Genomic DNA, 23,584 nt, shown 5'->3' on the forward strand with positions numbered 1-23,584 from the left:
TAGCATAAATTTTCAAAATCGTTTCTCTTTCTCAGGAAATAGTTAGAAAATCAATTTTGTCGGTTTTTCCGGTTCTTTTTTCTGCCACTGAGGCGGGCAAGGCTTTGGTACATACCGATGAGTCCACCCAGTGCGGTAGCTGCTGGGTGTCTTTTGTCACGCCGAGTCCTCTGTGGTGATGGCAGCGTCTGTTGCGCTGCCCGATTGGGGTTCCTCTCCTGATTCTCCTGATCAGCCATGGCTTCAATGTGGCTGCTGCGAGGAATTCCTTGTTGTGTTCTATCTTCTTCGGTCAGTCGCACAGCATTTTTAGTGGGCACGATGTGAGAGCCGTATTTATTCGCGTAAACTTGGGTAAATTCCGCACCGAAAAAGAGAATTTGGGCCGAATAATTCACCCATAGCAGAAGCACCACAAAGGAACCGGCGGCACCATAGGTTGACCCGACACTGCTATTACCGAGATACAACCCAATCAGAGATTTGCCAATTGTAAACAGGAGCGCAGTAATGATAGCTCCAAACCATACATCACCCCAAGCGATTTTGGCATCGGGCAGGACTCTATAAATTAAAGCGAACAACAGGGTAATAACGCCGAAGGAGATGAGAAAGTTGAGGATTCCCCAGAGAAAACTCAAACCGGGCATCAGGCCGCCCAAGACGTTGTTCAGTCCCGCCAAAACGGCGCTCAAGACGAGGGATACCAACAACAAAAAGCCAATGCCCAGCACCATCGAGAAGGACAAAAAGCGGTCTTTAATAAAGCCCATCACGCCTCGTCCTGGCTTGGGTGCTACTTCCCAGATAGTATTAAGGGAATCTTGGAGCTGACCAAAAACACCAGAGGCACCAAACAGGAGCAAAACAACGCTAATAATAGTGGCAATTGTGCCCTCTGCTGGTTTGTTGGAATTTTTAATCATATCTTGGACGGCGGCTGCACCCTGTTGACCAATCAAACCTCGAAGTTGATCGTCAATTCCACCTCTAGCGGCTTCTTCACCGAATACTACAGCAGCGATCGCAATTGCAATAATGATCAGGGGTGCGATTGAGAAGGCCGTGTAATAAGCTAACGCCGCTGCCAACCTCGATGCTTTATCTTCTTGCCATTCCTGAAATGTTTCCTTAAGTAGTTCTACAATAACTTTGGGTTTCATAACTCACCACTCCTAAGAAAGCGCGGCATGGCGCTACTTCTTTAAGTTTTGAGTAATAGATTTTGATTGACAAGATTCCAAAGTTAGAAATCAACAGCCGTGGCGATCAGCTTCTCTATGAGACGCTACGCGGTTTGCACTGGGCTGACGCTGATGCTAAGCTAATCGGCATTTAAATTGTATTATCGAGGAGGCAAGGCAAAGGGCTCCAAGGCAGTTCGCGCAGCGTTCTCCGCAGGAGTAGGCTTTTATGAATAAGAGTTTTTATCTCCTCACCAACGTATGCAATTTAGATGCATCACAGCTTATAGCCTTCGGCTTTACGCCCCCGATTATTAACACAATAGATTGAACGTTGTCTATCTATCTGGTGGGATAGTACTATCTAAATCTGTATTTATCAATGCAGATTTAGATAAGGGTTTGGGGACTAATCCCTCTAAGGAGAAATGCATGGACGAACGTGCAAAGGCGATCGCAGCCCTTGCTGCCCAACGATGGCGTGTATCTTTGTTGCTCACGGGAGCAATGTGACCGCAGTTTCCACAGCGTTTAGAGCTGGGAAACCATCGGTCAATCTTAACCAGTGTTCGACCATACCACTGGCACTTGTATTCAAGCTGACGAATCAGCTCAGACCAACTCGCATCGGCAATTGCTTGTGCGAGTTTTCTCTGTTTCATCATATTCTTCACAGCTAAGTCTTCAACAGCAATCGTTTGGTTTTCACGTACCAGTCGAGTCGTTAGCTTGTGAAGGAAGTCTGTCCTGGAGTCGGCAATGGCAGCGTGAATCCGCGCTACTTCAAGCCTTGCCTTCTCTCTATTATTGGAGCCTTTAACTTTACGAGATAAAGCCTTTTGAGCTTGTCTCAACTTAAAGCGAAGGCGTTTAAAATGTTTCGGGTTAGCAACTTTCTTTCCGTCAGAAGTAGCAATCAAAGAAGTAATTCCCGCGTCAATCCCTACTGCCTTATCTGTGTGTAGTAGGGGTTTAACGGTGGCGTCCTCGACCAACACAGAGACAAACCATCGTCCCGATGCATCCAATTTCACCGTGACGGTAGATGGCTCACAAGTATCCGGCATAGTCCGGCTCCATCGAATAAGCAAGGGAGAGGAACACTTTGCCAACCACAACTGCCCATCTTTCCACTTGAAAGCAGCACGGGTAAATTCAGCACTCCCACCACTTGGCTTCTTTTTGAAGTTTGGATACTTGGTGGGACCTGAAAAGAAGTTGGCAAACGCTTTTTGCAGATTTCTCAAGCTCTGTTGCAACGGCACGCTGCTAACTTCGTTGAGAAATTGCAAGTCTTCTTGCCTTTTCCATTCCGTCAGCATTCCAGAAGTCTGCTTATAGTCAACCCTCGGTTTTAATCTTTTTTTGGCAATAGGGTCTTGTACGTCCGGTGGCTGGAATGCTACATTACCTCCAGGTAAGCGCATCCGAACCTTGAAAAACAAATAGTGTAAGGCTTTCAGCTACCAGCTGTTGAAATCGACTAAAATCCCTATCAGGGATTGAAACAGTCAGGGCAAGGAACTCTACATCATTGCTGGCGGGTTGAAATCGACTAAAATCCCTATCAGGGATTGAAACATACCCCACGGAGCGAGCCCCTGCTTTTCAAACACGCTTTGAGGCGTACAATGATATCTGCACCACTGACAACGGTTTTGGCATGACAATTTCTTGTAGGGATTGAGATGCCGAAAACATGGACTCGCCAAGATTGAACTAATGCCTGCGCCTACTATCTCCTCGACTGTCTCTGCCTTCCCCCTGACGGCTGTTGTTGGACAAGAAGCCATTAAACTCGCGCTGCTACTGGCGGCGGTTGATCCTGGACTGGGAGGAGTTGCGATCGCAGGGCGTCGGGGAACCGCTAAATCCGTGATGGCACGCGCCCTCCATGCCTTGCTCCCCCCCATTGAAGTCGTCAAAGATTCGATCTGTAACTGCCATCCCCGTTACCCCCATGAGTGGGATGACTATCTGTTGGCTCAGTATTTATCGGGGCAAGATGGGACAACCCCCATCTCTACTATTGCTGAACTGCCCACCGAAATCATCCCCGCCCCCTTCGTGCAAATTCCCCTTGGCGTAACCGAAGATCGGCTGTTGGGTTCGGTAGATGTGGAGCAGTCGGTGAAGCAGGGAGAAACGGTATTTCAGCCCGGTTTGCTGGCGCAGGCGCATCGGGGTGTTCTGTATGTAGATGAGATTAACTTGCTCGATGACCAAATTGCCAATCAATTGCTGAGTGTCTTAACGGAAGGGCGCAACATCATTGAGCGGGAGGGGATTAGTTTTCAGCATCCTTGCAAACCGCTGTTGATTGCCACCTATAACCCGGAAGAAGGGCCACTGCGGGAACATTTATTAGATAGAATTGCGATTACGCTTTCGGCGGACGGGGTTTTGTCATTAGATCAGCGAGTCGAGGCAGTAGATCAGGCGATCGCATTTGCCAAATCTTCCCAAGCCTTTCTTGAACAATACAACGCAGACACGGATGACCTGAAAACCCAAATCATCCTAGCGCGAGAGTGGCTCAAAGAGGTCAACGTCACCCACGACCAAATTGCCTATCTCGTTGATGAAGCAATTCGAGGGGTTGTCCAAGGACATCGGGCGGAACTGTTTGCGCTAAGAGTGGCTAAAGCCTGTACCGCTTTAGATGGGCGGCAGAATGTGATTGCAGACGATTTGCGCCGTGCGGTGGAATTGGTGATTGTGCCTCGTGCCACCCAAATTCAGACGCCACCCGAAGAACAACAACCACCCCCTCCTCCCCCACCCCCTCAAGATGATTCTCAACAAGAACAGGATGAGCAGGAGGAGAAAGAAGAAGAGGAAGACCAAGAACAGGAGCAAGAACCACCTAGCATCCCGGAAGAGTTTGTTTTTGACCCAGAAGGAGTCCTGCTCGACCCTAGTGTGCTGTATTTTGCTCAAATGGCACAGCGTCAGGGTAAATCGGGGAGTCGTAGCATCATCTTCTCCGATGATCGGGGGCGCTATGTGAAGCCCATGTTGCCGAAAGGGAAAGTGCGACGAATTGCAGTGGATGCCACACTGAGGGCAGCAGCACCTTACCAGGTTAGTCGGCGCAAGCGTCAACCGGGACGTAAGGTGATTGTGGAATCAGGGGATATTCGCTCCAAGCGGTTAGCCAGAAAAGCAGGAGCACTGGTGGTTTTTGTCGTGGATGCTTCGGGTTCGATGGCGCTAAACCGAATGCAGTCTGCTAAAGGTGCGGTGATGCAGCTATTAACAGAAGCGTACCAAAACCGAGATCAGGTATCGCTGATTCCCTTCCGGGGAGAACAGGCAGAGGTGTTGTTACCCCCAACTCGTTCCATCGCTTTGGCACGAGGACGTTTAGAGCGCTTGCCTTGCGGAGGGGGTTCCCCTTTGGCGCATGGTTTGACTCAGGCGGTTAGGGTGGGGATGAATGCCCAGATGTCTGGGGATATCGGGCAAGTGGTAATTGTGGCAATCACCGATGGACGAGGGAATATTCCCTTGGCGCGTTCCTTGGGCGAACCGATCGCAGAAGGGGAAAAGCCGGATATTAAGGCAGAATTGTTGGATATTGCGGCGCGAATTCGGGCGCTAGGGATTCAACTGTTGGTGATTGATACGGAAAATAAGTTTGTTTCGACGGGTTTTGCCAAGGAATTAGCGAAAAACGCGGGAGGGAAGTACTACCACTTACCGAAGGCAACGGATCGAGCGATCGCGGCAATGGCAAAAGGTGCGATCGCGGATATGAAGTCTCGGTAGTAAGCTGATGTGCATTTAAATTGCACACCTTCGTGATGAGGGCAAAACTCTTAACCCTTCTGCCCTCTGCCTTGCTTCCTGGATAATGCAACTTAAATGCCGATTAGCTTAGTGCCATGATTCACAGCTGTATCCCCTTAAGGTCAGTTACTGGTTAATCTGACCCATATTAATTCAATATGTGGATTGTTTTACCTGTAACTGCCTGGATTCTTTTATTCTTACTCTTTAATAAAAATAATTGCTGGCGTAGTTCAATATTATTAGGCGCTCTTGTCTGGGGTGTAATCTTAACTGCTATTACCGAATTTTTGAACCTATTTCAATCCATTAACTTTTGGAGCCTACTAGTCGATTGGGGATTAATCAATATCATTCTGGTAGTTTTCTACATTAAAGTTAACGGCAAAAGGTGGGAAAGGTTTCAGTTCAATCATCAAATTCCCTTAAATTTGATGGTGTTATTAGTCGGTGTTGCTTTTATTGCGGCTACAACTGGATTAATAGCTCTAGGTCGAGCAATTCATCATTCGAGTCAGTTAAGGTGTTTGTGCCAAAGGCAATCGATCTCCAAACTGAGGTTGCAAGATAAAGGATCATTATTTGATGCAATTACTAGCTAAAATCGGAGTTCTAGTCCATCTTGAGGTTTACGTTCCGTTTTCAAAGCGCGGATATGGGTAAATTTCCACATATCGCGATCGCTAACAACATCAAATCCTAACGCCTCTAGGTCAGATCGGAATTGACTAATGATTTGAGTCTATTAAATCAAGCCAGAGTCAAAACAGAAAAGATAATAGAATACAGAAAATTCAGGACAGAATAGTCAGTTTAAGTCAACCGCATATCCGTCCCATTGTCAGAGGGAAAGCCGGGACTCCGGTGGAATTTGGAGCCAAACTATCAGTAAGCTTAAGAAATGGATATGTCTTTTTAGACCGTTATTATTAAAGATTATAATCTTGGGACTTTTTAACAACAAACACTCATCTTTACTTGAGTCTTAAATAACTATTTAATCCATCGGTTGTTTTTCTCCGACTTATTCAGCAAGCCCTAATTAAAAAAAAGGCATCGATAACAATATCCTCCTCATAAAGAGGAGGATACAGCCTTAAAACAAATCCTGGATTTAAATGGACAACAAAACTCCGGAGATAGAACAATAAAGTGATGAGCATTCTGCACTTTGTAGCTTACGCACCCTGGTTTGCAAACGCAGCAATGTTCCCTATTGTTTAGCGTCAAAGCTTGAGGTTAAGCTAGGACAATAATCAACAGCTCACTTAACTAGCTCTACGTTGATCTAATCTCTGATTGGATAACGAAAGCGCTTGCAATGCCCGATCGCTGGGTATCAAAGTCCACTTTTGCTGCATCAATTTTTGGTAGGTTGCCCATCCCTTAGTCCCTTTCGGGATTTCATAATCTGGAACCGAAAACTGGGGATAGGCGGTGTAGGGTTGCCAAGGTTGACTAGGATTCGTTCTCAAGTGCAGGATTTTGTCTCCATCAGTACCTAACAAAGGTAGCCAACACATTTCTCCGAGCATTTCAATCTCCTTACAATTGCATATATTCAGTTATAGAAATCCCTTCAGGCTTCCTTGAATTCAACGAGCAAGAATTACGAGGATTGCCTACTCCTGTTATAGCAAACTATAAATCTCAAGGGCTCTCTCTAGGGATTTATTATCACCTCTAATTCATGTATCTACAGATATAATCCACCCAAAAAAAGTTAATTTTTGTATATAGAAATACCTCTGACTGAAATCTTATTTAATACTTTTAAAAATTTCAATACATTAACAAGACCCTAGAATTCTTAAATCAAAGGCCATCATTGAGATTCGGGTAATCTTGCCAGCGTTAGACGATATCCCTGTGTGATTAGGTCAATTACTAACAGGATGTTGAAAAATTTAAGAGTGCCTCAACGCAAGCCTAGTAGAGGCACAGCACTATACATCTTTTCAGTTTTGTACGAAATGTTGTTGCTCCCGTGAGCCTATGTTTCCAACCTGCTCTCAGATGAAAGCCAGAGACACAAACCTTAGAAATGTAAACAATCCTAACTGGTGAATGAGAACTTGGAGGAAAATTTTCGCCGTGCGTGACTAAGGTGTTGTGGGAATTTCCAAGAGACGAAACGCAGGTTGATCTGGAAAAGCTTTCTTCAAAAGCGGCATAGACACGTTGTAAACTGGAATGTTGCTCCTCGTTCGCCCCTCTGGATGACCGTGGTGAGCATGACCATGAAAAGCCGCGGTCACCGCATAGCGAGTTAAGGGTTCCTCCAGACGACTAGAACCCAGGAAGGGAAAAATTTCTGGTGGTTCTCCCTCCACAGTCGCCTGGATGGGAGAATAGTGAAGTACGGCGATACGCTGGGGTGTTTCTAACTTGGCTAAAGCAGCTTCGAGTTTCAAGGCTTCATTCACGGCTTCATGCACAAAATTTTTGATTATGTCCTCACCCCAGGCACCTAAAGCCTTGGAGCCAAAGCCTCCAGCAAATCCCTTGACACCGGCAAAGCCAATACCCTGAACTTCACAGGTATCGCCATTGAGGATGGTTATACCTGAATCAGACAGGATTTGCTCGATTGCCTCTGGGTTTCCAGATTCATAATCATGGTTGCCAAACACGGCAATGGTGGGAATTCTGACAGCGGATAATTCTTTCACTAACACATGAGCTTCTTCAGGCAGTCCATAGTCTGTCAAATCGCCACATAGCAGGAGCACATCGGCACTCTCTGTAATTTTTGAGAACAGGGGTTGTAAATTCCCCTGAGAGGTCTTAGTGCAGTGAATATCTCCAACTGCCGCCAAACGCACTACCTCTTGTGTGTCTGCCATCCGTTTCTCCCTCAAAGTCCTTTTATCTTCATATCGCTCAGGGGGAGGGATGGCTTTCATGCCTCATTGGGAGTATTTTTCATGGCTGAGTTTCATTGGGTTTCGGTCTCTAGATTGAGGATAGGCTCTGGGTTCTGGGTCACCATTAAGCATTATGAAACCAAGCTTTCGGTTGCCCAACGGCTTTCAGGGTGTAAGGGTACCCAAAAGCAAGAAAAGCCTCTGGGACAATTTTTATGATGCAATCCTACAAACTCAGCCAAGACGAACTCGATCCTCAAACCCATGCCTTTTACTGTCGCTCATTCGATGTTTTAAGCCAAGCTCAAATACCCTTTCTCGTCGGTGGTGGGTATGCGTTCAAGCGTTACACGCAAATTGTACGTCAAACAAAGGATTTAGACTTGTTTGTTCACCCCAGGGATTGTTCACGCATCTTAGAGGTATTTTCTCAGCAGGGTTACCAGACCGAATCTACCGCGTCTCACTGGCTGGCAAAAGTTTTCTGTGGTGAGGACTTTATCGATATTATTTTCAACTGTGCTAACGGCAATGGTGAGGTTGATGACATTTGGTTTGAATATGCCGTTGAGGAAGAAGTTCTAGGCACGCCGGTTCGGCTATGTCCAGCAGAGGAAATGATCTGGTCAAAAGCGTTCGTTATGGCACGCGATCGCTTTGATGGTCCCGATGTCGCACACCTGATACGCGCCTGTAGTGAAAACTTGGATTGGTCGCGTTTACTCCAGCGCTTCGGTTCCCAGTGGCGAGTGTTGTTCAGCCATCTGATTTTGTTTGGCTTCATCTATCCTGGAGAGCGATCGCGGATTCCGAATTGGGTGATGGATGAACTGTCCCAGCGCTTACAGCACGAGGTAAACACGCCTGCTAAAAAAGAAAAACTTTGTCAAGGCACGCTGCTATCACCATTACACTATGAGATTGATGTGGAGCAATGGGGATATCAGGATGCGCGACTTTCTCCCAGAGGGGGTATGACAGCCGCAGAACTCTCTCATTGGATAGCGCACTTGAAGTCGGCTAAGGAAAAATGCTAAGTCTTGTCTTAGACGAGGTTGCCACCCCCTGAATCGATGTACCTGATTTTATCCTCCAGAAGCTGAAACCACAGGTAGCCGCATTTGAGAAGGGCGATCTCTGCCAGAAAACACCGTCAAAGTAATAATTTGAGCATCCATCAAGCGATCGCCGCCAATAGCTAAGCAGCAAAACTCGATCTGATTGTTACAGCAGTTTTCAATTCAGTGAGGTAGGTTAGGTAGGGATATACGGCTGTGCGCCCTTACACCAGTGAATTTCATCGAGATGCAAATTTCTGTAAGTACTGATTTCTACTGGCTATAGTTGCTTCAGATGCTTGGGCAAATCTATCTCTTTGGGTTCACAAATTGGAGTAGTTGGAAGACCACTGAGTTCGCATAAATCTCTGATCTTCCTCACGAGTATCTGAATTAAAGTGCCATTTTTACCTAGCTCAAAAATATCATCTTTATCTAGGACAACAATTAATTTCTGCGTCTTAGCATGAAAAAGCACCTGACGCAGGCGACAATCTCTGATTGATCGCTCTCTAGAGGTTGCCTTGTGAGGGAATCCAGCTGCTCCCTTCAGTGTGAAGAACACTCCAAGACCAACTGTACTTGAGAGATTTAGCTCCATGAGGCTGCACAGTCGCGCAAACTGTTTGTCCGGCAATCGTTGCTTCGTTGCTTTTGCCTCGACGACTATACCTCTCTGGTTTTCTTTAAGATAGAGCAGATTACAAACATGTAACCAAGCTGGTTGGTCTCCACTGACTAGAAGATCATATTGAGGACCTGCGGACTGAAAGCTCTTTAAACTTGTGGCTCCCCTCAATCCCTTAAAGACCAGAAAGGCAATTTGTTCTAGCAGCTCACCACCTTTTTTACTTTCCGATAGTGTAGGATTTTCCAGTTGTGTGAACTCTCTGAGCTGATCGAGATAATCTGAAAGTCTTCTGTCTGCAATGTACAAATAAGTTGCTAGCTTATCTGATGCCGGATCGTCTTTGTCAAGAAGTGCTAAAGCATCGATAACGGATTGAACGAGTTCCTCTTGACTAGGCATGACTCAATTAGACAAATTCGATTTGGTGAGTGGACTGTGCCATGACATCAAAAGACAACTCATTGGAGTCTTCGACTACCTTTTCACACAAAGGACAAGGCCAAGGTAAATCAGGAAAGCCTTTGCCATACGGAATTGCCCCTGCTGGCACCTCCGGATCACACTTGTGATAAATGAGAAGTTGATTCTCACAAAGCCCTTCTGCCTCAAGAACAGTTAAAATCGCCAATGCATGGGCATATTTTAGCCCCAAAAGAACAGCAAGCTGATGTGGCATGGCTTGTGTACCCTGCTTCCTCTTCCTGAAGTGCCGACTAAGTTCAGCCTTCTGTTCGCTAGACAGGAAGTCTAACCGTCCTTTACAAATGAAGCGGGACATTGCCTTAGCCTCGGAGTCCAAGTTCCCTGAGGAGAAATTTAAGTACACCAGTACTACCTCCATAGTATCTTGAATGGCACTTTAGGTGCTGAAGAGAATCTTGGGTAGAATCACGCTTGAGTCCAAAGTAACAGTGTGCCTTGAATAGATTCTCTAATTTAGGCTGATTGTCTGTGTCTTGAGAGCTAGCTTCGCTCAAATTGGGTTTCCTGTCCAGGCTAAATTCATAAGACTTAGTGCCCCACTCTTTTATAAGAGTACGCAAAAGAGCATTTTCAACATGACCGATTTGCTCGAAATTATCTGGCTGTCCAAGTCTTTCCAATGCAGACTCCGCTAGTTTTCGTGCCAGTGCCTGTAACCCCATTACATTAACTTCCGTCACGCCAGAACTATGAGCATTCAAAGCCACCCCATCTGCTTCTGCCCTAATCCGCAAGTGTTGCCATCTGTAATGGAAATTGTCAAGATATTTGTTCCACATATCCTGTAGAACTAATTGATGAAGATTGGGGTGAACCCAATAACCTTGTAAGTGCTCAGTCAGTTCATCAAAAACTTTGGGAATATAACGCCAGAAGGGAAACTGTACTGCTTGATCTCTAGAATCCTCAGTTATCTCAGTGAATGTAAATCCTTGCCAATGTAGAGCAACGTAATTACGACTAACTTCAGCAATGACAGACCAGCGAATATATCGTTGCTCAAGTTGGCTAGCTTCACCACTTCCTCTATGAACGTAGTCAGAGATTTTAGAGATATGAATGTACCATTTCCGAAAATTAGTAGAGTCTGTGATTGGACCATACCAGCCCTGTTTCCCAAATTCCCAAAGTAATTGAGCCGGAGATTTTAGATGGGGTGTTTTTTCACATTGTCCTTGCTTTAGACTCAACCACCTCCTTGGTTGTTTTACATACTCAAGCAGAACTTGGTTCGGGGTAAGTTGACTTTGTTCCAGAGCACGAGCTACACGCAAGGCAAGGTCGTGCTTCTTTTCCTTACTTGATGCTGACGGAGCCAGGTTTCGTAAAGTTACATCATTGAATTCTGGGCTGGAAAGGAATTGGACACAGAAGTCAATGCCTGAAGGGAAGCCATTATCCACGAAGGCATTAGGACTCATAAGATTTCTTGCTAGTTTTTTGACAGATGTGCTGCTTGAAGACCATACAGGTTTTTATTAGCAGTCCCCACCCTACTAATCATAAGAAGCCGAAACCACAGGCAACAAAACCTGCGAAGGTCGATCGCTTCCAGAAAATACCGTCAAAGTAATAATTTGAGCATCCATCAACAGATCGCTTCCCAAGCGTGAACCTGTACCCGGATTCATGGGATAGGCAGGAAAACAAGCTGCACTCAAACTAAGCCGCAATGCATGACCTTGAGAAATTTTCCAGCACGTTGCCTGAAGTTGAACTTGCAAAAATTCGTCCTGAACAGAATTAACCCGAAGATAACCCTGTGTCAAATTGTAGACGCGCCCATCGGGTCGCACTTCCGAGAGAATGGCACATAAGTCATGACTGGGTTTATCGGCATGACACCAAATCTCAACCGCTACATCCCCCGCTAAATGCAAGTCTGCCCCTAGGGGTTTAGTGGTATAAGTCAAGACATCCGAACGGCAATCTAAATGCGATCGCTCAAATGGCCCCGAAGGCACAGCGGCATGACCCCCCAAGGCTGGGACAGGTCGCCAAGGGTCGTGAACTAACACATCAAAGCAACTTGGGATTTGGGATTCCCCCCTTTTTAAGGGGGGGATCGGATCTGGAATTGATTCGGCTTCTTCTGCGACTAGAGTGCCTGAATCTTCCCGCATACTCGCAAGTCCAGTGCTTGACAAAAAATACTTTCCATGATTTTTTTTAGGCCAACGATCAAAATTACGCCAGTGGTTACTGCCCATCTCAAATAAACGAACGGGCGGTTCATCCCATAACCCGGTATCAATGCCTTTGAGAAACTGATCGAACCACCGCAGTTGCAGGCCATCAATCGGATTCGCGGCTTCTGCACCAAAATCTACAGCCCCCACTTTGCGATTCCAAGGTAAGTGCGCCCACGGCCCAACTAACAACTGTTGGCGAGTCGTACTCCGTGCCGCAAAGTCCTTGTAACAATGGAGTGTGCCGCGTAAAAAAATATCAAACCATCCCCCGATATGGAACATGGGCAAGTCAACCTCTTGCAAGTAACCCTTGGGGGAAATTTTTGCCCAGTATTGATCGGGTTTGGAATGTTCTAACCACTCGTGATAAAAGGTATTCGGTGCGAATTTCCGCACGCACTCCTCCAAGTTAGGCACAGACTCATACAAGGGTAGATTCTGGGCAGCCGTGTAAAGGGTCAAATGAGCAGCAGGATCGCCTTGTAGCCGCGCCGTTTCTGCGGCAAGCTGAATTGCCCAGCCCAGATTGGCTTGTAAGCAGAAGGCACCCCCCTCATAAACCCAATCGGTATACAAGTCATAGCCAATCATCGCAGGGCAAAGGGTTTTAAGAGCCGATGGCTTAGCGGCGGCGGCATAAAGCTGAGTCATGCCTTGGTAAGAAAAGCCATACATGCCCACCTGTCCCGTGCTACCCGGTAGCGCGGCTGCCCAGTTGACGGTATCTTCGCCGTCCTCCGTCTCGTGGACAAATAGTTGGAATTCTCCTTGGGATGTACCGCGTCCTCGCACATCTTGAATCACAACGATGTAGCCATGAGCCGCGTACCAGATAGGATGAGCATAAACGACGGTGGATGCGATCGCACGTCCATAGGGTTGACGCATCAGCAATACCGGAAACTCACCTTCAGCATCGGGACGGTAAATATCTGCATCTAACCGAACGCCATCCCGCGTCAGCATCGATGCTGTTTCTTTCTTAACGTTCAACATGGAGTGATGGGTTAAACGAATCCCCCTTGAATTCTCCAACACATCCAGGAGATTAAGGGGGAATCTAGCGATAGATATTCTAAGGGTTATGGGTTGCTCGGTGTCAATTCTTTAACATGGCACCAGAGCGTCAGTTCGGTTGAGTACTCTCAAATCCTCCTCATCCAATTCCACAGGAATGCCACTGCGAATCAATTCAGCAAAGTCTTCATTGGGCACCATAATACATAGCGCATATAAGCGACCCGAACCCGTATTCCTCAGCTCATGAATTCCCGTGGGTGGCACTAATAAACTATCTCCCGCCTGAATCGAAACAGTTTTTCCGTCACAGATGGCTAAGCCTTCTCCCTTGAGGATAAAGAACATTTCAACTGCAAATTGATGGCGATTGGGCGGAGTTTTGCCCCCCTGATCAAAAATTTCCACACAAACCGTTAAAGAGGCATCTGCGGTTGCTGGCTCAAATACAATGGCTAAACGATTTGTATCCTGAGGGCTGATGCGATAAGCCTGATAGTCTTTAGAAGACTTGATTACGGGAATCATACAACGAGAGGAGTTCATAGGAATTTACTCCTAAAATTAGTGGTAGGTGGTGGGTGATGAGGTTGAAAGTTGAAGGTTATACAATTGAAGGCTCAATTTTGTTTTAATAACGGTATAAATTGTTACTATGTCAACTTCAACTTTCTCAATCTTGCCAAGATTTAACCTGTGTTTAAACTGAAGCTTATCAACAGAAAAGCAAATTTATCCTTCAATTGTGCTATTTATCTCCTAATTTAATCGCTTCGATAATTGATTGAGAATTTGTGACAAAGCCAAAGCACTGATTAACGTTATAAATCGTTGCTTGTAGGCAATATTCAGGAGAAGTAGTCGCTGCACAGTCTTTGACGAGAATGCAGTCATAGCCCAGGAAGTTAGCATCTTGTAGAGTTGCCATCACACACTGGTCAATGTTGACTCCGCCAAAGAGAAGTGTAGTTTTACCCAGGTTGCGAAGGATACTATCTAGGGGAGTATCCCAGAAGCCACTCATTCGATACTTATCTACAAAGATATCGCCTGGAGCCTGTTCTAGTTCATCGATAATGGCGGCAGCCCAACTGCCCAGTGTCAGAACTTTAGCACCCCTGTTCGGTAGCGGATCGCCCAGTCCTACACCAACGCCCGTCGGATTATAAACATGCCGCAGTCCAGCACTGATATTCAGTAAGTCAGGACGATTTCCCCAGTTAACCCAAATGATCGGAACTTGGGCGGCTCGTAATTGGGGGAGTAATGTGTTCAAGGGGTCGATGGGTTTCCGTGCGGGGGTGACATCAACGCCGATATGAGCCAACCAGCCGTCTGGATGACAAAAATCATTCTGCATATCAATGACTAGAATGGCAACTTTCGCTAGATCTATCCGCAGCGTTTTGGTTTCTGTGGTCAAAGTAATGATCACAGGTGGAAGGGGTGGGCGGGTAATATCTGCGATCGTCTCATTCACGGCCCAAGCATTTGGCAGCACGCCCAAAGTACGGAGGGGTCGATTCATCTTGTTTTATCGAAGGAAATTCAGCTTATAAGTCCACCGTTATTTTGGTGCCAAATGCATTTTTTAGCCCAAACTTAAGCGTTATTTAAGTATTGAATTTTATTAAAGATATATTGATTAAAGCGATAAATATTCAAGGGTTAACCTGTGAACTGGACACTTCAAAATGTTTTAATTCCAATTGAGCAAAGCTATTCAACCGTAGATGTACAAATCATCTACAATCACATTCGTAACATTGCACCCAATCTAGAAGGGGTTGGAACTGTCGTCAATGGTCAAAACAAACTTCTCCTCCCTGGTTTCGTCAACGCCCATACCCACTCCTCAGAGATGTGGCAGCGAGGAATTATTCCTCCTGTTCCTCTGGAATTGTGGCTGGCGGAACTTTATGATTTTGCACCCCTTGAACCGGTGCAAGTTTATCTGAGTGCGTTAGGAACCGCTGTAGAAACCCTGCTTTCTGGTGGCACTAGTGTAGTTGACCACTTAGTGTTGATTCCCGGTCAAGAAATCGAAACCGTTGCGGCGGCAGTTCGCGCCTACCAAGACATTGGCATCCGTGCGTTTATTGCCCCTTTGATTCAAGATGAATCTCTCACCCAAAGCATTCCTGATGGCGGGACGAAAAGGGAACACGAAACTTACCTGCGCTCAACTCAAAGCACGTTGGCACTCATGCAAGAAATGGTGGAGACATTTCATAACCCAGAAGCAGGGGTGAATATTTTGGTAGCACCAACGGGGATGCAGTTGTGTTCAGATGCATTATTTGAAGGGTGTATTGAACTGAGCGATCGCTACAATCTCTGTCGTCATTCTCACTTGTTAGAAACCCAAGCCCAACAACAACTGGCTCAAGAAAAGTATCACTGTACTGCGGTTGAACACCTGAAGCGCATTGGGTATTTGAGTGAACGCACCTCTTTAGCCCATTGTGTTTGGTTGAGTGATGCGGATATTGGTATTTTGGCCGAAACGAGAGCGACGGTGGTACATAATCCTTTAAGTAACTTGCGCTTAGGCAGTGGGATTGCGCCGATTTTGAAATATTGTCAAGCGGGAGTGAATGTCGCCTTTGGTTGTGATGGTGCGGCCAGCAATGACTCTCAGGATTTACTAGAAGCCATCAAAATGGGTTCAATTGTACACAACATCACGGAGATGGACTATCATCATTGGATTACACCTCGCCAGTCAGTGGAAATGGCCTCGTTGGGAGGTGCAAAGGGATTGAATGTAGAAGATGAACTCGGTTCGCTGACGATAGGAAAAAAAGCCGATATGGTACTTTATGACCTAACCAGTCTCTCGCTCTTGCCCCGTACTGATCCCATTGGCTTACTCGTTCTAGGGCGTCCTACAAATGCTGTTGATAGTGTTTGGGTCAATGGTCAGCAAGTGGTTGCCCAAGGCCAGGTAATTACGATTGATGTGGATGCGTTAAGACAGGAATTATTTGAGCGTAGCCAGTGGGTGGCAAACCGCCAATCTCAGACCGTGAATCAGGTTGAAGCTCATTATCGCCGTGTCATGGGATTACCACAGGGATATCAGAAGATTCATTCTTAAAATTTTCTATATCTCTCTCAGGGATGATATTTTCTACCCCATAAAATTTAGTCTAGGTATTAGGGGTGAGTTGATTTCTAGAGGCCGCTCATTACTCCTTATATCCTTAGCATTTAAAGTATAATAAGGGGAAATGGACTCCCTCTTCCGCCTGAAAAAACCTTTCATTTTAGGAAAATAGCAACCAAAAGACTGATTAACCAATGAGAGAGGCAATAATTTAAGAGTGTGACAATAATTGAACGTTAAGGAATGCCTTTCTATCCAAGAAGCCCAGCTACAAGAGTTGGGCTTTGACAATGCTAGGTACAGTACCTTAAAGTTTTCACAAATTATTCACACTTAAGTAGTACGATTCTGTTCTAATATTTTAGTTTCCCTATTCTCTGGCTCGCTTCATCTCAAGACGGTCAACAAAAAGACTCAATTTTTCTCGCCAACCTTAATAGAAGGAAAACAAATGTCTTTATTTATATCTAGTTCTTTGTACGTTTTTCAATTTGCTGGTTTTGTGGCAGGGATACTATTCATTTTAATTTTTGGTTTAAGTCTACTTCTGATTCAGTCGCTCAATCACATTCTTTCCGTTACCGAAGACTATGAAGTTCCTGAAAAAATAGACTCTGATAGTTTGGTTTTATAAACTTATTTTTTCCAGGGTCTTTCTTCGTCACAAACGATTCGGAGATTACGATGCCAACAGCATCTTTCTTTCGCTCAAACTAGTATTTTACAAAAGTTTTCATCGGAGGCGATCGCTTTTTTCATAACTAGCAGAGGATGGATACTGTCCACCCCCTGTATTTAGACGCGCACAATTGCAAACTCGATTAACTCAGACTTCTTTTGACATGCTCCATTATCTGCTTTTTTCGAGCCTCTGAATTTGCAGTGGTTGCCGATAGTTGTTGAGGCAGTTGTACGCTTCTGCTGATATGTTCCATGATTTGCTGTTTGCGTCCTTCTGAATTAGCCATATTGGGAATCTTGAAGATTAAGAGATTGAAACTTATAAATTTATATTAACTTATGTAAACAGAAAACAGCCAGCGATTCCCCCAAACGAGTAGTACGAAACCATTAAGGGATGAACCCTAGGCAGAAGATTCGGAACCTAGACAATTTCCGTGGTACGGCTGTGGGCTAACGGTGGATTAGCCGGCACTATTATCTCTAGAAGTGGGGTTCAGATCGCATTGGTAAACTACCTAACCCTCTTCCCATAATCTAGAAAAAGCCCTTACCTCAAGTACATTAGCTTCGGCGAGTGCCCTCAGCTAACACCACTGGCGGCGATTCATCCAGAACAGCGTTGGTGACACCCGCGACTATTCACAAAAATTTCACAAAAAAGACGTATCTAATTATTAGCTATAGCTAAAATTTATTTTTTAAGTCACACAATATTTCTAACTTAATTATTGATAAATAATAATCTAATTTCCTCAAAAAAATGCTTAAATAAAAAACAAGAAATATTAATATTTTTGTACCGATCTATTCTTATTAAAATTTTATCCTCTCTAACTAAAAACCTTATAAAAACAAGCTTTTTCGGCTTTTGGAGGAATTGTTTTTTTTCGCTCCTCTCTGATTTAGAGCTAATTCTTAGTCGTTTCATAGCGATCCCAAAGAAATTCTAAAGTTAGACTAGAGGTAGTAGTCGGAGAAAAGAAAAGAGTTATGCTGACATCTACCCGCGTGACATCTACCCAAACAACCCAAGAGCAATCTCTGATTCTGTGGTTTGACGAAATAAGGCTTGAGGATATTCCCTTGGTAGGCGGAAAAAATGCCTCTTTAGGTGAACTCATTCGACAACTGAAGCCCAAGGGAGTAAATGTTCCTAATGGATTTGCCATCACAGCCTATGCCTACCGTTACTTTATTGAAAAAGCGGGTTTAGCAGCCCAGTTGCGCGAACTATTTGCTGACTTAGACGTAGATGATGTCAGGAATCTTCAACAGCATGGCAACAAAGCGCGGAGATTAATCCTGAGCGTAAACTTTCCCCCAGAACTGGAAGCGGCAATTGGTGCAGCTTATCAAAAGTTATGCAACCGTTACGGCGAAGATACAGAAGTCGCCGTTCGCTCGTCTGCCACGGCTGAAGACCTTCCCGATGCTAGCTTTGCGGGTCAGCAGGAAACTTACTTAAACGTCCAAAGTCTCACCAGAGTTTTGGAATATTGCCACCGATGTTTTGCCTCTCTATTTACTGACCGTGCCATCTCCTATCGTCAGCGCAATGGGTTTGATCAGTTAGAGGTTGCCCTCTCCGTTGGCGTGCAAAAAATGGTGCGTTCCGATTTAGCCGCTTCGGGCGTTATGTTCTCTATTGATACGGAAAGTGGCTTCAAAAATGCGGCCTTAATTACAGCGGCTTACGGTTTAGGAGAAAACATCGTTCAAGGTGCCGTGAACCCAGATGAATATTTAGTCTTCAAGCCGACCTTAAAAGATGGATTCCGTCCCATTTTGGACAAACGCCTAGGCAACAAACGCATCAAAATGGTTTATGACATGGGTGGTTCCAGATTAACGAAAAATGTCTGGGTACCGGAAGCTGAACAGGATAAATTTTGCCTAACCGATGATGAAATTCTACAATTAGCACGTTGGGCGGTGCAGATTGAAGAACACTATTCTCACGTTCGCGGTGTCTACACGCCCATGGATATTGAATGGGCAAAAGATGGGTTGACCAATGAATTATTTGTAGTTCAGGCACGTCCCGAAACGGTGCAATCTCAAAAGTCTACCAACGTCCTCAAGACTTACCACCTGAAAGAACATAGTGAAGTTTTAGTTAGGGGTCGTAGCGTCGGTGCAACCATTGGTCAGGGTACAGCCCGTGTGATTTTAGATGTCAGCCAAATTCATCTGTTCCAACCTGGTGAGGTCTTAGTGACCAATAAAACAGACCCCGATTGGGAACCGATTATGAAGAAAGCCAGTGCAATTGTTACCAATCAGGGGGGGCGAACTTGCCACGCGGCAATTATTGCAAGGGAATTGGGGATTCCGGCGATTGTGGGTTGCACGGATGCAACGGATGTCTTGAAGACCGGTCAAGAGGTGACCATTTCCTGCGCGGAAGGGGACGAAGGATTGGTTTACAAAGGTTTGTTGCCCTTTGAGGTGAAAGAGACGAGATTGGAAAACTTGCCTCGGACTCGCACTCAAATCTTGATGAATGTGGGCAACCCAGAACAAGCCTTTAGCTTAGCTTCTATCCCTTGCGATGGTGTGGGTTTGGCTCGGTTAGAATTTATCATTGCCAACCACATCCAAACGCACCCATTGGCATTGCTTCACTTCGACCAGTTGGAAGATGAAGTGGTTAAGGCCCAAATTGCCGAACTCACAAAACTCTATGACAACAAGCCTGAATTCTTTGTGGATAAGCTGGCTTGTGGCATCGGGATGATTGCAGCAGCATTTTATCCCAAGCCCGTGATTGTGCGGCTGTCCGACCTCAAGACGAATGAGTATGCCAACCTTTTGGGTGGTAAGCCGTTTGAGCCAAAGGAAGAGAACCCGATGCTGGGATGGCGTGGTGCGTCTCGTTATTACGATGAGAAATATCGCGATGCCTTTGCTTTGGAATGTCAGGCACTCAAGCGAGTGCGGGAGGAGATGGGTTTAACGAATGTGATTCCAATGATTCCCTTCTGTCGTACACCGGATGAGGGTCGTCAAGTGTTAGCAGAAATGGCTAAAAACGGTCTAAAACGGGGCGTCAACGGCTTACATGTTTATGTGATGTGTGAGTTGCCGAGTAATGTGATCTTAGCGGATGAGTTTAGTAAGGTGTTTGACGGCTTCTCGATTGGTTCTAATGACCTGACGCAACTAACTCTGGGTTTAGACCGTGATTCCGCGTTAGTGGCTCCTATCTTTGATGAACGGAATAAAGGCGTGAAGCGGATGGTGAAAATGGCGATCGCAGATGCGAAGGAGCATGGTTGTAAAATTGGTATTTGTGGTCAGGCTCCCAGCGACTATCCTGAGTTTGCTCAATTCTTGGTAGAACAGGGAATTGACTCGATTAGCCTCAACCCTGATTCTGTTCTCAAGACCATCTTGATGGTTGCCCAAGTGGAGGGAGTTGAACACTAGAGTGCCACTTTTGAGGATGGGCGGGATGCCGATCCCACAATCCGAGATTGCACGAGTGGGGTATGCATTACCGCTGCCCCACTCCTGGACGGACGCTCTACCTTCTCAATCAACCTTCAAGCCCTACTCAAACTGCGGGATCAACTGAAGCATCCCTAAGCCCAACTCTCTGGCAGAGAGCGATCGCGCCTCAAAAAATGCCACCATATCACTAGGCTTAGGATTACCGCGTGCTGCTCCCGTTAGACCCTTGGCAATGATTAAGCCGCAATGTCCCTTAATTTTCTTACAGCGCTGATCCCACTTTTTACGGGCGGACAGATGGGTGGGGTCGGCTTCTGGAAACTCGCCAAACAAGTATAGATTACTATTTTCCGTCTGAAGAATGCCCAAGTCATAACGTTCGCCCACAAAGGGGTCTTCTCCTGGATTAAAGCAAATTGCTTTTAAACCCCCAGCGGTTTGGATCTGCTCAATCAGCACTTTGGCTTTGGGGCGAGTGGTTTGAATCAGAATGACTGGCATCCCTTCACCAGCCTCCTCAACTTCCTTCGACTGGTAGCAATCGACACCAGCCCGTAGCATTTCAACACTTTCCCAGGGAATCATTCCCAGGCTGAGGAATGCATCTTTTGGGATTAAATCATCCCGTAGTGGTGCCGCCATTTCCGCTTCGTCTAAATCATCATCCAAGTCATCATCAAAGTCGTCTTCAAAGTCATCTTCGTCAACGAACTGAGCCATTTCCAACAACTCGGTTGCTACATCCGGGAGCGTGGAAACTTTCACCGAAAGCGTTGATTTTGATTCAACTTCCAGGGGGACGGCGATGCGGTAACGCTTGGAGATTGTAGGGAACTCATCTGCGGCTAACTGCCGAGAGGTCGCTTTGAAAAAGCGATGGAGTGCTTCCAAGGCAATGTAAAGCGCGATCGCTTCTTCGTCATACAGAAAGGGTCGCATACCTTCCAAAGGATGCACCGTCCCGAAGTTCGGCACAATATCGGACACGGGCAAGTCCGCTAAATCAAAGTCATCCTCTTCATCATCTTCCTCCTGTTCATCGTCATCTCGTCCAAAGGTGACAAACAAGCAATCTTGCCCTAAAAAGGCTTTTTCCATCGCCTCGAACGACTCCTCGGCTAAAACCGATGCCCGGAACCGTTTTAGGGAATCCAAGGAACGATATAGCAGGACGCCATACTCCATCCCCAGCATTCCCATGACGGAGGCGTAAAACGTTTCCACATCCCATTGATTGATTTCAATGGAGAGAATATTGTGATCAGCTAGCAGTTCCCAAGGGGCATCTTGCCAAAGTTCATCGGATTTTTGCAGCAAGAGGTCGGCATATTGAGGGGGGAGCTCAGGGCGTCGATTGCTAGCGACTTCCGCAAACCCCCGAAATACCTCATCAATTAAAGGTAAATCTGGAACGTAATCAATCGTAATATCCAAATCTTGCAGGACACCGCGCAAATAAAACTGAATTTCCCGGTCTCGCACTACAATCTTCGAGGGTCGAGCCGGTCGAGCCGGGTTTTGGGGATGCTCCATGGCTCGCAGCAAGGCACGCACAACGGCTTCTGGACCCATTTCTGGTGACACCACATCCATTGCCCGCACAATGCCTTCGGAACCATCAACCCAGAGAATACATTCGCTGTTCCCTTCACTTTCCGATTCCATCGTGTCTGCAAAAGCTGACAGCGAACGGCGATCACCTTCCCACACACTAGGAATTTGTTGTAAATTTTTAAGCCGACGACAAGTAGTGGGATTCAGAGCAGACATAGAATAGCGATGGCGTTAATTGCAAAAAGAATAGCGAGCCGAGAACCAGTATAAGAGGAGATATTCCTATTAAACCGCAATAATTTCCGGGCTGTTGTTTTCTGGATCTGGCGCTGGATTTCTACTCTCTTCTACTAGGGCATCTTGAAGTTGCCACGCATGGATTTAAGTCGGATTCGTTACAATAAAAGGTAAAAAGCTAAGCACAGCAAGTTTACTCCCTTGTCAGTTGTCTTAATCAACTTGATCCAAGAGACTGGCAAAATAAACTATTCCCTATATAAAGAGCCAATAGGAGTCGCAAGGTATTCATGACACAAGCAACTCAGCCCCAACAAAGAGGTATCCAACTGACAGAGGCCGCCCTCAAGCATGTTTTAGCCCTGCGGGAGAGACAAGGAAAAGACCTCTACTTACGGGTGGGTGTCCGCCAGGGAGGCTGTTCGGGCATGTCTTACATGATGGATTTTGAAGACCCTAGTAAAGTTCGGGAGAATGATGAAGTCTTTGACTATGAAGGCTTTAAAATCGTCTGCGATCCGAAGAGTATGCTTTATCTCTATGGCTTAGTTCTCGATTACAGCGATGCCATGATTGGCGGTGGGTTCCAATTCACCAACCCCAATGCCAGTCAAAGCTGTGGTTGTGGTAAATCCTTTGGTGTTTAAGTTAGTTATGCCTGAAGGTTGATTGGGCAAGCTAGGGCAACTCACTCCATGACCGTTATTGTCGGTCTTAAGCAAACCAGATCCACTCTTCGAGCTGGGTCTGGTATCTTTTTGAGGGTAGGTAGAATCCTACTCGCGAAATATGTATTAAAGGTTATGTCAATATAGCAAGACGAGATTGATAACTCAGAAAAATCAGTAACCACGACTACTTATGACCGAGTCTATTACCTCCATGTTCGATATTGGTCTGGAACGTTACAACGCGGGTGAAGGTCCAGATACACTGCTTCCAGTTTTCAAGGAAATTTGCGATCGCTCTCCTAAAACGGCTGCCGCTTGGAGTTGTCTAGCATGGCTTTATTTGCTGGATGACAAACCGGAACAAGCCTATAAAGCGGCTCTCAAGGGCGTTAAGTTAGATCAGAGTGCCCCCCAAGCTAGAGTTAACCTCGCCATTGCCATGTTGGAAACCGGTCAAACCGGTGTGCGGAAACACATTGATGTCGCGAGGCAGCTAATGGCGATGGATTCCCAAGTCCGGCACGACTTGATGGAAAGTCTTGAAGATGGACTCAACAGAAAACCCGATTGGAAAAGTTTAAAGCGCGTTCAAGGTTGGTTATCGGAGCCTTGAGTACCTGAGGTCTACGGTTAGTTGGTTTGGTGTTAGGGT

18 protein-coding genes and 1 pseudogene are annotated in these 23,584 nt (G+C 45.9%); 7 read left to right on the forward strand and 12 right to left on the reverse strand.

What is annotated here, in order from left to right:
* Nucleotides 1-50 precede the first annotated feature (50 nt).
* Together NDI48_13185 and NDI48_13190 are read right to left on the reverse strand one after the other, a co-directional pair.
* On the reverse strand, nucleotides 51-1,163 hold the full coding sequence (locus NDI48_13185; GenBank protein MEP0832156.1) for a YihY/virulence factor BrkB family protein: 1,113 nt from the start codon (nucleotides 1,161-1,163) through the stop codon (nucleotides 51-53).
* A gap of 359 nt (nucleotides 1,164-1,522) precedes the next feature.
* Entirely contained in the window at nucleotides 1,523-2,611 is a 1,089-nt protein-coding gene (locus tag NDI48_13190; GenBank protein ID MEP0832157.1) for a transposase, read from the reverse strand.
* Between the two features lie 295 nt (nucleotides 2,612-2,906).
* Between NDI48_13190 and bchD the strand changes: the two genes are divergently transcribed.
* Together bchD and NDI48_13200 are read left to right on the forward strand one after the other, a co-directional pair.
* Entirely contained in the window at nucleotides 2,907-4,955 is a 2,049-nt protein-coding gene (bchD, locus tag NDI48_13195; GenBank protein MEP0832158.1) for a magnesium chelatase ATPase subunit D, read from the forward strand.
* 795 nt (nucleotides 4,956-5,750) lie between these two features.
* A pseudogene (locus NDI48_13200) lies at nucleotides 5,751-5,900 on the forward strand (IS5/IS1182 family transposase).
* Between the two features lie 344 nt (nucleotides 5,901-6,244).
* On the opposite strand, the gene NDI48_13205 reads toward NDI48_13200, so the two are convergent.
* Nucleotides 6,245-6,511: a hypothetical protein gene (locus tag NDI48_13205; protein MEP0832159.1), complete on the reverse strand. Its 267-nt coding sequence runs from the start codon at nucleotides 6,509-6,511 to the stop codon at nucleotides 6,245-6,247.
* A 567-nt stretch (nucleotides 6,512-7,078) separates the two neighbouring features.
* Nucleotides 7,079-7,822 carry a metallophosphoesterase gene (locus tag NDI48_13210; protein MEP0832160.1) on the reverse strand — a complete coding sequence of 248 codons (744 nt, stop codon included), beginning with the start codon at nucleotides 7,820-7,822 and terminating at the stop codon, nucleotides 7,079-7,081.
* A gap of 236 nt (nucleotides 7,823-8,058) precedes the next feature.
* On the opposite strand from NDI48_13210, the gene NDI48_13215 reads away from it, so the two are divergent.
* On the forward strand, nucleotides 8,059-8,880 hold the full coding sequence (locus tag NDI48_13215; protein ID MEP0832161.1) for a nucleotidyltransferase family protein: 822 nt from the start codon (nucleotides 8,059-8,061) through the stop codon (nucleotides 8,878-8,880).
* Between the two features lie 301 nt (nucleotides 8,881-9,181).
* On the opposite strand, the gene NDI48_13220 is transcribed toward NDI48_13215, so the two are convergent.
* From NDI48_13220 to NDI48_13245, 6 genes are all read right to left on the reverse strand, one after another.
* Entirely contained in the window at nucleotides 9,182-9,931 is a 750-nt protein-coding gene (locus tag NDI48_13220; protein MEP0832162.1) for a hypothetical protein, read from the reverse strand.
* A gap of 7 nt (nucleotides 9,932-9,938) precedes the next feature.
* Nucleotides 9,939-10,310 (reverse strand): hypothetical protein, encoded by a 372-nt coding sequence (locus tag NDI48_13225; GenBank protein MEP0832163.1) that lies wholly within the window; start codon nucleotides 10,308-10,310, stop codon nucleotides 9,939-9,941.
* 4 nt (nucleotides 10,311-10,314) lie between these two features.
* The gene (locus NDI48_13230) at nucleotides 10,315-11,436 is read right to left on the reverse strand and encodes a hypothetical protein (GenBank protein ID MEP0832164.1); all 1,122 of its coding nucleotides are present in this window, start codon (nucleotides 11,434-11,436) and stop codon (nucleotides 10,315-10,317) included.
* A gap of 75 nt (nucleotides 11,437-11,511) precedes the next feature.
* Complete coding sequence (locus NDI48_13235) at nucleotides 11,512-13,203, reverse strand: CocE/NonD family hydrolase (protein MEP0832165.1); 1,692 nt, start codon at nucleotides 13,201-13,203, stop codon at nucleotides 11,512-11,514.
* 111 nt (nucleotides 13,204-13,314) lie between these two features.
* Nucleotides 13,315-13,770, reverse strand: coding sequence for a cupin domain-containing protein (locus tag NDI48_13240; GenBank protein ID MEP0832166.1), 456 nt, complete (start codon nucleotides 13,768-13,770; stop codon nucleotides 13,315-13,317).
* Nucleotides 13,771-13,972: 202 nt separating this feature from the next.
* On the reverse strand, nucleotides 13,973-14,752 hold the full coding sequence (locus NDI48_13245) for a cysteine hydrolase (protein ID MEP0832167.1): 780 nt from the start codon (nucleotides 14,750-14,752) through the stop codon (nucleotides 13,973-13,975).
* Nucleotides 14,753-14,899: 147 nt separating this feature from the next.
* On the opposite strand from NDI48_13245, the gene NDI48_13250 reads away from it, so the two are divergent.
* Nucleotides 14,900-16,324 (forward strand): amidohydrolase, encoded by a 1,425-nt coding sequence (locus NDI48_13250; protein ID MEP0832168.1) that lies wholly within the window; start codon nucleotides 14,900-14,902, stop codon nucleotides 16,322-16,324.
* An 830-nt stretch (nucleotides 16,325-17,154) separates the two neighbouring features.
* On the opposite strand, the gene NDI48_13255 is transcribed toward NDI48_13250, so the two are convergent.
* Nucleotides 17,155-17,301 carry a hypothetical protein gene (locus tag NDI48_13255; protein MEP0832169.1) on the reverse strand — a complete coding sequence of 49 codons (147 nt, stop codon included), beginning with the start codon at nucleotides 17,299-17,301 and terminating at the stop codon, nucleotides 17,155-17,157.
* A 706-nt stretch (nucleotides 17,302-18,007) separates the two neighbouring features.
* On the opposite strand from NDI48_13255, the gene ppsA reads away from it, so the two are divergent.
* The gene (gene ppsA, locus NDI48_13260; GenBank protein ID MEP0832170.1) at nucleotides 18,008-20,446 is read left to right on the forward strand and encodes a phosphoenolpyruvate synthase; all 2,439 of its coding nucleotides are present in this window, start codon (nucleotides 18,008-18,010) and stop codon (nucleotides 20,444-20,446) included.
* Nucleotides 20,447-20,569: 123 nt separating this feature from the next.
* Here ppsA and NDI48_13265 read toward each other — a convergent pair whose 3' ends face one another.
* Nucleotides 20,570-22,240: a hypothetical protein gene (locus tag NDI48_13265; protein MEP0832171.1), complete on the reverse strand. Its 1,671-nt coding sequence runs from the start codon at nucleotides 22,238-22,240 to the stop codon at nucleotides 20,570-20,572.
* Between the two features lie 311 nt (nucleotides 22,241-22,551).
* Between NDI48_13265 and NDI48_13270 the strand changes: the two genes are divergently transcribed.
* Both NDI48_13270 and NDI48_13275 read left to right on the forward strand, forming a co-directional pair.
* Nucleotides 22,552-22,908: an iron-sulfur cluster assembly accessory protein gene (locus tag NDI48_13270; GenBank protein ID MEP0832172.1), complete on the forward strand. Its 357-nt coding sequence runs from the start codon at nucleotides 22,552-22,554 to the stop codon at nucleotides 22,906-22,908.
* 214 nt (nucleotides 22,909-23,122) lie between these two features.
* Nucleotides 23,123-23,545, forward strand: coding sequence for a hypothetical protein (locus NDI48_13275; GenBank protein ID MEP0832173.1), 423 nt, complete (start codon nucleotides 23,123-23,125; stop codon nucleotides 23,543-23,545).
* Nucleotides 23,546-23,584: the final 39 nt, after the last annotated feature.

This window comes from Microcoleus sp. AS-A8 (genome assembly GCA_039962225.1).
Lineage (GTDB): Bacteria > Cyanobacteriota > Cyanobacteriia > Cyanobacteriales > Coleofasciculaceae > Allocoleopsis.